This is a genomic window from Bradyrhizobium sp. WSM1253 (assembly GCF_000244935.1).
Taxonomy (GTDB): Bacteria; Pseudomonadota; Alphaproteobacteria; order Rhizobiales; family Xanthobacteraceae; genus Bradyrhizobium; species Bradyrhizobium canariense.
In genome coordinates, this window is the sequence record NZ_JH600073.1 from 127161 (window position 1) to 140225 (window position 13065).

At 63.5% G+C, this 13065-nt stretch carries 10 protein-coding genes; 4 read left to right on the forward strand and 6 right to left on the reverse strand.

What is annotated here, in order from left to right:
- Window positions 1–6 precede the first annotated feature (6 nt).
- Complete coding sequence (locus BRA1253DRAFT_RS02455) at window positions 7–867, forward strand: PCC domain-containing protein (RefSeq protein ID WP_007590713.1); 861 nt, start codon at window positions 7–9, stop codon at window positions 865–867.
- 16 nt (window positions 868–883) lie between these two features.
- On the opposite strand, the gene BRA1253DRAFT_RS02460 is transcribed toward BRA1253DRAFT_RS02455, so the two are convergent.
- Window positions 884–2956, reverse strand: a complete 2073-nt coding sequence (locus BRA1253DRAFT_RS02460) for a DUF1217 domain-containing protein (protein ID WP_007590714.1) — start codon at window positions 2954–2956, stop codon at window positions 884–886.
- Window positions 2957–4114: 1158 nt separating this feature from the next.
- Here BRA1253DRAFT_RS02460 and BRA1253DRAFT_RS02465 point away from each other — a divergent pair.
- On the forward strand, window positions 4115–4696 hold the full coding sequence (locus BRA1253DRAFT_RS02465) for an SRPBCC family protein (protein ID WP_007590716.1): 582 nt from the start codon (window positions 4115–4117) through the stop codon (window positions 4694–4696).
- Between the two features lie 2 nt (window positions 4697–4698).
- Window positions 4699–5652 (forward strand): cytochrome D1 domain-containing protein, encoded by a 954-nt coding sequence (locus BRA1253DRAFT_RS02470; RefSeq protein ID WP_007590717.1) that lies wholly within the window; start codon window positions 4699–4701, stop codon window positions 5650–5652.
- Between the two features lie 48 nt (window positions 5653–5700).
- On the opposite strand, the gene BRA1253DRAFT_RS02475 is transcribed toward BRA1253DRAFT_RS02470, so the two are convergent.
- From BRA1253DRAFT_RS02475 to BRA1253DRAFT_RS02495, 5 genes are all read right to left on the reverse strand, one after another.
- Window positions 5701–6375: an HAD family hydrolase gene (locus BRA1253DRAFT_RS02475; RefSeq protein WP_007590720.1), complete on the reverse strand. Its 675-nt coding sequence runs from the start codon at window positions 6373–6375 to the stop codon at window positions 5701–5703.
- Between the two features lie 18 nt (window positions 6376–6393).
- Window positions 6394–6957: a DinB family protein gene (locus BRA1253DRAFT_RS02480; RefSeq protein WP_007590721.1), complete on the reverse strand. Its 564-nt coding sequence runs from the start codon at window positions 6955–6957 to the stop codon at window positions 6394–6396.
- Window positions 6958–7004: 47 nt separating this feature from the next.
- A complete protein-coding gene (uvrA, locus tag BRA1253DRAFT_RS02485; RefSeq protein WP_007590723.1) occupies window positions 7005–9986 on the reverse strand; it encodes an excinuclease ABC subunit UvrA in 2982 nt (993 codons plus the stop codon).
- 278 nt (window positions 9987–10264) lie between these two features.
- Complete coding sequence (locus tag BRA1253DRAFT_RS02490; protein WP_035992628.1) at window positions 10265–10954, reverse strand: outer membrane protein; 690 nt, start codon at window positions 10952–10954, stop codon at window positions 10265–10267.
- A 227-nt stretch (window positions 10955–11181) separates the two neighbouring features.
- Complete coding sequence (locus tag BRA1253DRAFT_RS02495) at window positions 11182–11964, reverse strand: outer membrane protein (protein ID WP_007590725.1); 783 nt, start codon at window positions 11962–11964, stop codon at window positions 11182–11184.
- Window positions 11965–12423: 459 nt separating this feature from the next.
- Between BRA1253DRAFT_RS02495 and BRA1253DRAFT_RS02500 the strand changes: the two genes are divergently transcribed.
- The gene (locus BRA1253DRAFT_RS02500; RefSeq protein WP_007590726.1) at window positions 12424–12921 is read left to right on the forward strand and encodes a single-stranded DNA-binding protein; all 498 of its coding nucleotides are present in this window, start codon (window positions 12424–12426) and stop codon (window positions 12919–12921) included.
- Window positions 12922–13065 lie beyond the last annotated feature (144 nt).

Consider the following 13065-nt stretch of genomic DNA (forward strand, 5'->3'; position numbering starts at 1 on the left):
AAAGTCATGCGCAGCATCAAGCAGCCCGGCGCGCCGGTCGCCGAACGCATCCAATGGGTGGAGGCGAGGGGACGCGCTTTCTCCTTCACGCTTCGAGCAGGTCTGCCGCTGTTGGAGGCGGCGCGCCGCGGTTTTGCCGCGGAGGGATTCGCCGGCGGCGTGCTCAGCTTCGGGCGCGGCGCGCTCGGGCCGTTCGCCTATGTCATGCCGGCGCTGTCGAAGACCAGCGAGAACGCCGCGTTCTATAGCGACACTTTCCGGCCGGGCGGCGTGACGCGCACCAGGCTCGGCAGCATGACGCTGGGCACGCGCGATGGCGCGCCGTTCTTTCATTGCCATGGGCTGTGGACGGAGCCCGATGGCCGCGACAGTGGCGGCCACATGCTGCCGGACGAGACTGACGTCGCCGAGCCGTTCGAGGTCGAGGCCTTCGGCATCGATGGTGCGATGTTTGCCGCCGAACCCGATCCCGAGACCAACTTCAAGCTGTTCGGGCCGGTGCCGGCTGCGAGCACCGGCGCACGCACGACCAGCCGCGCTTTCGCGCTGCGGCTGCGCCCCAATCAGGATTTCGCCATCTGTCTCGAAGACTTCTGCCGCGCGCAAGGCATCGCGCGCGCCAGGATCCACGGCGGCGTCGGCTCGACCATCGGCGCCCGCTTCAGCCATGGCGGCGTGACCGAGCCCTTCGCGACCGAGCTTGCGGTCACCGGCGGCACGATTGCGGCCGGCGCCTCCGGAGCGCTCGAAGCCGCACTCGACGTCGCCCTGATCGACTACACCGGCGGCATGGCGGAGGGCCGTCTGGTCCGTGGCGACAATCCCGTGCTCATGACCATGGAGCTGGTGCTCGAGGTGTTGGACTAGTCCCGGCGGGCGACCGTCAGTGAGTGCGTAGCTTGGCAATGGCCAGATATGTGGAGTCACTGATCCCCGAACCGGATCCCTGAAAGAGGTTGAGCAGGGGGGATTGACCCTGACCGGTGCTCTGGCTGTTTCTGATGTCATACATGGCGGAGAAACGGTTCAGCAGCTTTGTAACCTTCGCGGGATCGGACAGGTCCTTGATCTTCATGAATCTGTCCACGAACTTGGCCTGCTGGTCGATCGGCATCGCCGCCATCGAGTCAGGCAGATCGAAGGTGGTCCTGAACACCTCCGAAAGAGCCTTGTCGGCAAGGATGTCGTACGCGGATGTGATGTCCCCCGCCTTTCGCTGGAAATAGAGCGCCAGGCGCACGCCGGGATTCGCATCGCCTTGCTGCTGCTCCAGGCTTTGCTCGACATAGTTCGCCTGTGTTTCCCGAAACTGATCCCGCTTCTGCGGCCCCATCATCGGAAGACGCGCGACGTTGCCTTGACTGTCGAAATTGAACGACGCCGCGATTTCGGCAAAGCGAGGATCGCTCTCGGTGTTCGCGAAGCTCTTTGGATCGTTCAGATCGGAGGCGAAGATCTTCTTGAGAAAATCGGTGCTGACCTTCTTGGGATCCAGACCCTTGGCCAGGAGAATGAGATCGACCATCGGCCTGTTTGCGAGAAGATCGGAAACACTGTCGATGCCGGCGATGGCCTGCTGATATTCCGACGCATCCTTCGTGGCCTGTGCCCGAACTGCGGCCTGCTGCTGGGGAGTTGCCGTGCTTGCGCTCTTCACCGCTCCAATGACGTAGTCCTTGGCGATCTGGAGGACTTCAGCAGAGTCCTGAGCCACCAAGGGGGTCGTCAGATTGCCTTTAGCGTCGAAGTTGAAGGCGCGCGCCAGCTCCAGATATCGATTGTCCTTGAGGGTATAGACGTAGCTTTTGGGGTCGTTGATGTCGCTTTCGAGCACGGCCTTGACAGTCGCCGGCGAGACGTTTGCGGGATCGAGGCCGACGGCTCCCAGCGCAAAATCATAAACGCCCGGTGTCGATACGAACGCCTGGACTGAATTGATCTTGAGGATGGCGGTTCTGAATTGCCTGATTGCAAAGGCTTCGTTCAACGGGCTTGCCGCCGAATAGACGGCGGACTTGCTGTCGTCGAACCTCTGTTTCGTGATGGTGACATTTGCAGCAGTCTGCGCGGACACGCCTGACGGAAGGGACCCGTCGGGCGAAAACTCGAACGCACCGGCCAGGTCGACGAACCCGCCAATCGTCCCTATCTGGTCGCTGAGGCTGGAAATGCTGCTCGCATATGACTCCAAATGATGCTTTTCGACCAGGATCTGCACGTTCAACTGGGTCACGTTCGCGCCCGGCTGCGATAGCTGGGTGGTGTAGTCGGCGATCCGTGAATTGGCCGCGGTGACATCCGATCGGGCCTGAGCAAGGTCGGCGTTGAGGCCACTCAACTGAGAGGCGAAAGTGGTGTTGACGTAGCTGTTGGGATCGGATGGATCGCTGCGCAAGACCTGGCTTATCGTGTCACGCGACCACTTGGTTTGATCGATTCCGTATGCCGAATAGACATAGTTGCGAAGACGGTCGTTGTTCAGGAGCTGGTCTGCACTGCTGATGTTGCCGATTTCGGCGCTGTAGTAATTGGAGTCGCCGGTAAGTGCATCGACCTGGCTCTTCCTGGTCGCCGTGTACAGACCGATCATCTCGTCGGTCTGGTTCTCCGATTGCGCAACCGGCGTTGCACTGCCGTTGAAGGAAAATGCCGCGGCGAACTCGCGGTAACGCTTGTCGACCAGCTTGTTGACAAAGCTGTTTGCGTCGGAGAGGTCGCTCTCCAGCACCTTTTTCATGAAGGCCTTGGCGTAGGCCATGTCTTCCAGGCCATATGCCTTCGTCGCATAATGATAAAGGCGATAGTCTTTCATGAAGTCGTCGACGGACTTCACCTTGCCGATGTGGGCTTTGTAATAGGCGGCCTCTCGCGCCACGTCCTGTTGCTGTTCGACCCGCGTCAGGGACTGCTTGAGATTGCGCGTGATGTAGCTGTAACTGAAATACGTTGATACCATCGCGCACTCCTCGCGGCTCTTACGGTCCCGGACATCCGTCAATCATTGCGGGGTCGCGAGATGGGGGCTGGCCTCATGCCGGCAAACTGTCTCAGCTGGGTCTTCCCAGGAAGATTCCGGTTAACAACTGAGATTTCAATTTGCGTCCGATGCCGCATGACGAGTTTTGTTGCCGTTTGTTTCTGTCTGTTTCCCAGATGCAGCTTTCGCGAGGCTTTCGTGCTTGGCATGTTGCGGTCGCCAGCGCGCCAGATAAAGTTCCACGCTCGTGTCCCGGACAAGCTGCAACGCGTAAGCGTTGCGGCGTAGAGCGGGGACCCAGAAGCCGTGCATTTGCCGCTGCGTGGGCCCCGGCTCTGCGGCGCACCGCCGAAGGGGCGTTGCGCCGCGTCCGGGGCACGCGCCCAAAATCCATCTTCGTATTTCAATCCACAGAGTCCGCGCACCTTCGCCTTCTCGCGGCCTGTGCGGCCCGAGCTTTGCGGCATTCTTTGCCCCCAAAAATGCCGAGGGCGCAGGGAAGGCCGGGTGCCGGCTGGCACCCACGGTCCACTGTGCGAAGGTTGCGCTACAAGAGGCTGCACAGCGGCATACAGGTGAAGCCCAACACACGGCCTTCCCTGCGCAGTGGTTTGACGGCTTATGTCGTGATCTCCCCGGGGAGCGATGCACTATTGCCCCCGTCGCCTTGCGGATGGCTGATGCGGATGCCCGGTCGGGCCGCCCACATCACCACAAGACTTGACGCACAGACCCCGGGCGTCAGGACCACACGATTTTGCCGTACGCGGATCACACCGGTCGTGTGCGCGACGCCTTCGTTCACGGTTGCCCGCCCTGCGAAGCCTTCGCGCCGGTGTGGCCCACGTCCACCACGTCCCATCCCGCGTTCGTGACGATCGCGATCCGCCCCTCGGCCGGGTTGGGATGGCTTTCTATACGATAATCCGAAATACGGATAAAGAGAAATATTTTTGCCGATCGTGGTTGACCCGCTTATCGGGTGTTTTGCCCGCCGGGCGGCAAGGGGTTGTGGGGCGCGCGGACGCCTGCCGCAACGTGGCCACGAACGGGTCTCCCCTCGGCCGCAAAATGCGCTACCATGATCCCAGCGCGCATCAAGTCGCGCATGATCAATGAGACGCATGAGGAAACGAGATGAGGGTGACGATTGGACGCCGCACGGTCTTGGGCGTAGTACTGACTGCTGCGGGCGCGGCAGCTTTGACGGCGGCGTTTGGCCCGGCTTCGACATCGGCCTGGGCCCACGGGCCGACCCGGCAGAAGGTCCGCGAATCCATCGAGATCACCGCCGCCCCGGCCAAGGTGTGGGCCGCAATGGGCAATTTCCAGGACATGAGCTGGCTGCCGCCTGTTGCCAAGACCGAGGGCGAGAAGGGCAACGAGATCGGCGCGACGCGGAAGCTGACGCTGACGGGAGGCGCGACCGTCGACGAAGAGCTCTACAAGTTTGACGCCGCCGCGATGAGCTATTCCTACCGGATCACCAATGTGGACGTGAAGGTGCTGCCGGTCACCAATTATTCCTCGACGCTCACCGTCACGCCGAGCGCCGACGGCAAGGCCTCGACCCTGGAATGGGCCGGCGCGTTCTACCGCGGCTTTCCCAACAACGATCCGCCGCCGGAGCTGAGCGACGAGGCGGCTAAGACTGCGGTGAGCGGGCTCTACAAGGCCGGCCTCGAGTCGTTGAAGAAGAAGATCGAGAGCGGAAGCTGACCGTGCGGGCGTTGGTCCTGGCGGCGCTCGCTGCCAGCCTTTACCGTGCCGCTCTCGGCAGCGCGTGCGCCGACGAGGCGTTCGTGACCAACCAGCTCAGCGACGATTTGATGGTGGTGGACCTCGCCACCGCGCGCAGCGTCGCGACCATCCCGATCGGCGGCAAGCCGGCGGGCGTGGCCGTTAGCGCGGACGGGCGCTTTGCCTATGTCACGAGCCCGGACGCCAAGGCCGTAACGGTGGTGGACGCAGCAACGCGGCAGATTGCAGGGCGGATCGAGGTCGGCGGCGGGCCGCTTGGCATTGCCGTCGCGCCGGATGGCCGCACCGTCTATGTCGCGGACTGGTACGCAGCCGCCGTGCGGGTGATCGACGCTGCGAGCCGCAGCGTCACGGCCAGCATCGCGGTCGGCGCCTCGCCGTCGGGGCTCGCAGTGACGCCAGACGGCAAGCTGCTGCTCTCGGCCGACCGCGACGACGACAGCGTCTCGGTGGTGGACATCGCGACCCGCCAGCGCAAGGCGACCATCAAGGTCGGCACCCGTCCGTTCGGCGTCACCATCGATGCCGAAGGCAAGCGGGCCTACACCGCCAATGTCGGCTCCAACGACGTCTCCGTGATCGACATCGCCGCTGGGTCCGAGACCGGCCGCGTGCCGGTCGGGATGCGCCCCTATGCGGTGGCGCTGGCGCAGGGCCGCGGCTTCGTCACCGACCAATATGGCGGCACTGTCAGCGTGTTCGATCTGGCGACCTTGAAGCCGATCAAACGCATCAATGTCGGCGATTATCCCGAAGGCATCGCCGCGACCGCCGACGGCAAGCGCATCATCGTCGCCTGCTGGGAGAGCAACACGCTCGACATCATCGACGCGGTCGAGCTAAAGGTGATCGGCGAAGTCAAGACCGGCGACGGCCCGCGCGCGTTCGGGGCGTTTTTGCGCAGGACGGAGTAGGGGCGTCGTAGCCCGCATGAGCGGAGCGACTTGCGGGACAGGCTCTCCTCATCCACCGCCGTTCCCGGATATCGCTTCGCTCATCCGGGCTACTGCACCGGGGCACAGCGTCCATACAATCTCATCCATCTGCTCAAACATGTGATCCGGCGCCTGCGCCCGCAGCGCCGCCGGCGCCGCATAACCCCAGCCCACCGCGCCGCAGGCGATCCCCACGGCCCGCGCCGCCTCGATATCGCGCACCTCGTCGCCGATCGCGATGACCTTGCCCGGCTCCACGCCGGCGCGGCGGATGACCCGTCGGAATTTCGAAGGCTTGCCAAAGATCGACGCGGCGCAGTCGAAATGCGCGAACAGCGCGGCGGCCTCGCCGAGTTTTTCGCGCGCATTCGCTTCGCTGTCCGATGTCACCAGTGCGAGCTGCACGCCGTTACCGGCCAGTGTTTTCAGCATCGTCTCGACGCCCGAAAACAGCGAAATCTCGGCGGCCGCCTCAGCCTTCAGCCGCCGCGCATGCCGCGCGATCGCCGGCAGCTTCCACAAGGGCACCTCGAGCCGGCTGAGAATCTCGCGCGACGAAGCATGCCGCAGCCCCTCGACATCCTCATCGGCGACGCGGCGGAAGCCGAAGCGGTCGGCGACGTCGTTGATGGTGCGCAGGAACCACGGGAAGCTGTCAGCCAGCGTGCCGTCGAGATCGAAGATGGCGAGGGAGTAGGGCATGGAGACGAAGCTACACCGCTAGGCTTTCCACACCGCTTCCTCGGTCCATCCGAGTTGGTCGAATTCGGTGGCCCTGAGCGGCGCCTCTCCCTCGGCGAAGAACTCGTCTAGCTGGGGCGGGGTAACGTGCGTTTCGGAAAGCATCGCGTGGGCTTGTCCGCGATGATGAATTTGATGCTGGAACAGATGCATGAGCAGCCGGTCGCGACGTTCGATCTGCACGCGGGTGTCGCGGTTGATCCGCACGAGACCGTCGAGAAGCTCGGGCGTCAGTCCATCGCAGACGGCAATCAAGCGCTTGTCGATCGCGGCTTGCTCGGGCTTCAGCGCGGCAAGTGAAAGGTGGGGCACCTGGTTCTTCCAAGCCGCCGGTCCCAGCCATCCGCCCTCCAGCGCATCGACATAGAAGAGGTCTATGACATGGATGTGGTTGAGCGTGCGCTGCAGGCTTGGAAAGAAGCCGGTTCGTGCGGCTTCGAAGTCAGCCTGAGACAGCGCGGCGCAAGCAGTGAGCAGCCGGTGGTTCGCCCAAGCATTATTGTGGGCGAACGCACGATAGGTTTGCAGAAGTCCTGCAGGCAAAAGCGACCTCCCTCAGACAATGTGTCGGCACGCTCCCGCTGCGTAACCTACTCCGCCGCCTCGCTCGCCGCGCGTCTCCGCTTCGGCTTCCGCGCCTTCGCCAGCACCGGTGCCAAAAACTTCCCCGTGTAGCTCCGCGGCGCTTTCGCGATGTCTTCCGGGGGGCCCCAGGCGACGATCTCGCCGCCGCCGTCGCCGCCTTCGGGGCCGAGGTCGATGACCCAGTCGGCGGTCTTGATGACTTCGAGATTGTGCTCGATGACGACGACCGTGTTGCCCTGCGCGACCAGCTCGTGCAGCACCTCCAGGAGCTTCTTGACGTCGTGGAAATGCAGGCCGGTGGTCGGCTCGTCCAGGATGTAGAGCGTGCGGCCGGTGGCGCGCTTTGACAGCTCCTTTGCGAGCTTGACGCGCTGAGCTTCGCCGCCCGAGAGCGTCGTGGCCTGCTGGCCGACATGGATGTAGTCGAGGCCGACGCGATGCAGCGTCTGGAAGGTCTCGCGCACCCGCGGGACCGCCTTGAAGAACTCGGCCGCTTCCTCGACGGTCATGTCGAGCACGTCGGCGATGCTCTTGCCCTTGAACAGGACCTCCAGCGTCTCGCGGTTGTAGCGCTTGCCCTTGCAGACGTCGCAGGTGACGTAGACGTCGGGCAAGAAGTGCATCTCGATCTTGATGACTCCGTCGCCCTGGCAGGCCTCGCAGCGGCCGCCCTTGACGTTGAAGGAGAAGCGGCCGGGTTCGTAGCCGCGCGCCTTCGACTCGGGCAGGCCGGCGAACCATTCGCGGATCGGCGTGAAGGCACCGGTATAGGTCGCGGGATTGGAGCGTGGCGTGCGGCCGATCGGCGACTGGTCGATGTCGATGATCTTGTCGATGTGCTCGAGGCCCTCGATGCGGTCGTGCGGCGCGGCGCCCTCGCTGGCGTTGTTCAGCTTGCGGGCGATCGCCTTGTACAGCGTGTCGATCAGCAGCGTCGACTTGCCGCCGCCGGAGACGCCGGTAACGCAGGTGAACAGGCCGAGCGGGATTTCGGCCGTGACGTTCTTGAGGTTATTGCCGCGCGCATTGACCACCTTGATGGTGCGGCGATGGTTCGGCGGGCGCCGCTCCGGCACCTCGACCTCAAGCTCGCCGGTCAGATATTTGCCGGTCAGCGAGTTGGGGTTGCGCATGATCTCGGCGGGCGTGCCTTCGGCGATGATGTTGCCGCCATGCATGCCGGCACCGGGGCCGATGTCGAGCACGTGGTCGGCGAGCAGGATCGCGTCCTCGTCATGCTCGACCACGATCACGGTGTTGCCGAGGTCGCGAAGTCTCTTGAGCGTGTCGAGCAGGCGCGCGTTGTCGCGCTGGTGCAAGCCGATCGAGGGTTCGTCGAGCACATAGAGCACACCTGTCAGGCCCGAGCCGATCTGCGAGGCCAGGCGGATGCGCTGGCTCTCGCCGCCGGAGAGCGTGCCGGAGGAGCGGGACAGCGTGAGATAGTTGAGGCCGACGTCGAGCAGGAAGGTGAGGCGCTCGCGGATCTCCTTGAGGATGCGGCCGGCGATCTCGTTCTGCTGGGCGTTCAGCGCCTCCGGCACGGTCTCGAACCACGCGCCGGCGCCCTTCACTGACATCTCGGAGATGTCGCCGATATGCTTGCCGCCGATCTTGACGCAGAGCGCCTCGGGCTTGAGCCGAAAGCCGTGGCACGCCTCGCAGGGCACGTCGTGGAAGTACTTCGCCAGCTCCTCGCGCGCCCACTCGCTCTCGGTCTCGCGATAGCGGCGGTTGATGTTGGTGATGACGCCCTCGAACGGCTTCTTGGTGTCATAGGAACGGACGCCGTCCTCGTAGGAGAACTTGATCTCGTCCTCGCCGGAGCCATGGAGGATCGCGTTCTGCGTCTTCTTGGGCAGATCCTTCCATTTGGTGGTCAGCGTGAACTTGTAATGCTTGCCGAGCGCAGTCAACGTCTGAATGTAATAGGGCGACGAGGACTTGGCCCAGGGCGCGATCGCGCCCTTGCCGATGGCTAGCTCCTTGTCGGGGATGACGAGGTCCTCGTCGACATGCTGCTCGACGCCGAGGCCGCCGCAGGCGGGGCAGGCGCCATAGGGATTGTTGAACGAGAACAGCCGGGGCTCGATCTCGGGGATGGTGAAGCCGGAGACAGGGCAGGCGAACTTTTCCGAGAACAGCATGCGCTCGGGTCCGCTCTTGTCGTGGATCTTGGCCGTCTTCTTTTTCTCTTCCGCGGGGGCTGCTGCAGCCGGCGCGTCCGCGAATTCGATGACGGCGAGGCCCTCGGCGAGCTTGAGCGCGGTCTCGAAGCTTTCGGCGAGGCGTTGGCCGATGTCGGGGCGCACCACGATACGATCGACGACGACGTCGATATCGTGCGGGAATTTCTTGTCGAGAACAGGCGCTTCCGCGAGCTCATGGAAGGCGCCGTCGATCTTGACGCGCTGAAAGCCCTTCTTGAGCCATTCGGCGAGCTCTTTGCGGTACTCGCCCTTGCGGCCGCGCACGACTGGCGCAAGCAGATAGAGCCGCGAGCTCTCCGGCAGCGCCAGCACGCGATCGACCATCTGCGAGACGGTCTGGCTCTCGATCGGCAGGCCGGTGGCGGGCGAATAGGGCACGCCGACGCGCGCCCACAGCAGGCGCATATAGTCGTAGATTTCGGTCACCGTGCCGACGGTGGAGCGCGGGTTCTTCGACGTCGTCTTCTGTTCGATCGAGATCGCCGGCGACAGGCCGTCGATCTGGTCGACGTCGGGCTTCTGCATCATCTCCAGGAACTGGCGGGCATAGGCCGACAGCGATTCGACGTAGCGGCGCTGGCCCTCGGCATAGATGGTGTCGAACGCGAGGGAGGATTTGCCGGAGCCTGACAGCCCCGTGAACACGACGAGCTTGTCGCGGGGAATTTCGACGTCGACGTTCTTGAGGTTGTGCTCGCGCGCGCCACGGATCGTAATCGCGCGCAGGTGTGCTCCCGCGTTCTGTTGTTGGCGCTTCGCCTTGATCACTTCATCCATCCTGGTGGTCCTCAGGGAATCCAAAAGCGCGCGATCGCGCCAACTTGAAAGGCGCGCATCGCCCGGAACCGGGATCGGCGCCGATGGGTAAGTAAGCGAACGTAGGAAGAACAGGGACGGATTTCCAGTGGCGTTTGCGAATCGTCAACGGATTGTTGGCGCGCTGGCGGCATCTGGCAGGAGCACGGCTTGCGGAACTGCGCGTGACCGGTCCCGTTCAAACAAAAAGGCCGGCGCGAGGCCGGCCTTTCGTAACACGATGGCGTCGATAGCGAAGATCAGTACTTCGCGACGATCGGGCCCCCGAAGTGATAGTTCACGCCGACCTGCACGGTGTGAAACTCGAGCGTGCCGGTGGGCAGGGCGCCCGAGAAGTAGGTCTCGCCGCCGAGGCTGCGAAAGAGGTACTCGCCCTTGACCGACCACTGCGGAGCGAAGAACGCTTCGACGCCCGCACCGACGGTCCAGCCGGAGTGCCACTTGCTGTCGGAAGCGGTCACGCCGAGCGCGCTGATGCTGAGCTTGTTGTCGATCCAGGCGTAACCACCGGTGCCGTAGAACAGGACGTTGTTGACGGCGTAGCCGATGCGGCCGCGCACGGTGCCCATCGCATCGGTCTTCGAGCTGAGGGTGGTGCTGACGAGGCCGAAGCCGGGGACGGCAACGGGGCCGGTGACCGACGCGCTGACGTCAGCCCAGGAACCATCGGCCTCGATGCCGAACACGACATTGCCGGTCTGCCAGTTGTAGCCGGCAGTACCGCCGACGAAGCCGCCCTTCATCTTCGGGTCGGTCGAGGAATTTTCCCAGGCGCCGCCACCGACGATACCGAGGTAGAAGCCGGTCCAGTTGTAGACCGAAGCCATGGCCACCGGAGCCTTGGTGTAGGGGCGCGCCGCCAGATCAGCGGCCGAAGCCGGGGCAGCGAGTGCGAACAAACAGGCCGAAGCCAACCAAATCTTTTTCATCTTCAGTAATCCCAGTCCCAGTTTCTGTTGTCCCTCCCTGTTCCGGAAGAGCATCGGACGCCGTGGTCCAACTGATATCGTCCATACACCGGTGAAGCCGCAAGTTGTGTCACTGAAAAGCAACAGCGATCGGAAAACGGAACGGCTATTGACCTATTGATATCGCAGAACCGCACAGCAAAAGGCCGGCACGAGGCCGGCCTCCGAAGTGCTCTATTCCAGCGCGATCAGTACTTTGCGATGACCGGACCGCCCCAGCGATAGTTCAAGCGGACGAGGCCCATGTCGACGTCCTGGCGAATCCGGTCGCTGCCGAAAACCGCACCCGCGGGCGTTGTGAAGCCGATCGTGCGATCGCCAAGGAAGATGTGGTCGTATTCAAAGCCCAGCGACCAGTTGGGAGCGAAGCCGAACTCCAGACCGGCCCCGACCGTGCCACCCCAGCGAGTCTCCCGCGCCGAGGCCAGCAGCGCGCCCGCGCCGGGCGTGCCCGCCGCAGCGTAGATGTCGTATTTGTCGCCGACGACGGCGGCGCCGCCCTTCACGTAAAGCAGCACGTTGTTCCAGGCGTAACCGATCTGACCGGTGATGAGCCCGAAAGAGTCGATGCGGGAACGGTTGCGATCACCCGTGACCAGGGCGGTGCCGGGGAAAAGTGTGCTCACGTTGTCGCCCCGGAAGTCGGCCCAGTTGCCTTGGCCTTCGAGGCCGAACACCCAATTGGTGGACTGCCAGCGATAGCCGATCTGGCCACCGACCGTGCCGCCGACCGCGTTATGGCAGCCTTCCCCGACCAAAACGCCGGTCGCGGGCGTGACGAAGTCCCAGCACGTGTGGCTCGAGCCACCGCCGCCGTTGATGCCGATGTAGAAGCCGCTCCAATCGTAGATGGTGGCAATCGCCGGCGCCGGAGCCTTGGTGTAGGGACGCGCGGCAAGATCCGCCGCGCTCGCGGGAGCCGACAGGCCCATCGCCACTGCACTGATTGCACCAATAAGAAGCTTATTCATTGCCAGTCTCCCCAGGTTCGTCCGCTTCTTTCTTCCCCGAAGCGGTTGATCAGGCACGAGGGCCCATATGATTTAAGTCCGAGGAAACCGTAGCTCTGCGGAGCGGCAAAGTCCGTCTCCGAAATGCAACAAGAACGGGGCCGTGCGAGGACCCACAACTTGCTGAATGTTAAGTTCTTTCCTTCGCTTTTGGGAACCTACAAAGGTTCCAATCGACGCGTGCCTTCCCGCAGTACATTGGCCGATCGACGCCACATATTCGATGCGGAAGTTCGCCAAGAACAAATCTGGAACATGCCGGAGGTCGATGCTATATGTGGGGATAACCGGAGGGGCGACGGACTGATCGTCGTCCGCAAGCGTTCGGCGAGCGTATAGGGTCGCCTCAACAGGCACGGTGGAGCGCGGGGAGCGGACCGGCCTTCTTGAATTCAGTGGCATTCGGAGCGGAGAGCGGAGATGGCGGGAAGCGTCAACAAGGTCATTCTGGTTGGAAATCTCGGCAAGGATCCTGAAATCCGCCGCACCCAGGACGGGCGGCCGATCGCCAATCTGAGCGTCGCCACCTCGGAGACCTGGCGCGACAAGGCGACCGGCGAGCGCAAGGAAAAGACCGAGTGGCACCGCGTCGTGATCTTCAATGAAGGGCTCTGCAAGGTCGCCGAACAGTATCTGAAGAAGGGCGCCAAGATTTACGTCGAGGGTGCGCTCCAGACCCGCAAATGGACCGACCAGAGCGGTGTTGAAAAGTACTCGACCGAAGTCGTGCTGCAGGGCTTCAACTCCACCCTGACGATGCTGGACGGCCGTAGTGGCGGCGGGGGAGGCGGCAGCTTCGGCGACGAGCCGGGCGGCGATTTCGGCTCCTCCGGTCCGGTCAGCAGCGCGCCGCGGCGACCCGTTGCCGCCGGCGGCGGTGGCCGCAACAGCGACATGGACGACGACATCCCGTTCTGAGCGATTCCGTTCTGAGAACGAGGCATATCGATGCGGAGGCGCCGGCCGCGTGGGCGGCGCTTCTCATCTCGTGTCAAAAAATCCCACTAATCGGCAGGACGGGCTCGGGATTTCCGGGCCCGCTTCATGTTTGGGGTGAGCTCG

Coding starts and splice junctions, on each gene's coding strand:
- BRA1253DRAFT_RS02455 (WP_007590713.1), top strand. CDS start 7: ATGCGCAGCATCAAGCAGCCCGGCGCGCCGGTCGCCGAACGCATCCAA.
- BRA1253DRAFT_RS02460 (WP_007590714.1), bottom strand. CDS start 2,956: ATGGTATCAACGTATTTCAGTTACAGCTACATCACGCGCAATCTCAAG.
- BRA1253DRAFT_RS02465 (WP_007590716.1), top strand. CDS start 4,115: ATGAGGGTGACGATTGGACGCCGCACGGTCTTGGGCGTAGTACTGACT.
- BRA1253DRAFT_RS02475 (WP_007590720.1), bottom strand. CDS start 6,375: ATGCCCTACTCCCTCGCCATCTTCGATCTCGACGGCACGCTGGCTGAC.
- uvrA (WP_007590723.1), bottom strand. CDS start 9,986: ATGGATGAAGTGATCAAGGCGAAGCGCCAACAACAGAACGCGGGAGCA.
- BRA1253DRAFT_RS02490 (WP_035992628.1), bottom strand. CDS start 10,954: ATGAAAAAGATTTGGTTGGCTTCGGCCTGTTTGTTCGCACTCGCTGCC.
- BRA1253DRAFT_RS02495 (WP_007590725.1), bottom strand. CDS start 11,964: ATGAATAAGCTTCTTATTGGTGCAATCAGTGCAGTGGCGATGGGCCTG.
- BRA1253DRAFT_RS02500 (WP_007590726.1), top strand. CDS start 12,424: ATGGCGGGAAGCGTCAACAAGGTCATTCTGGTTGGAAATCTCGGCAAG.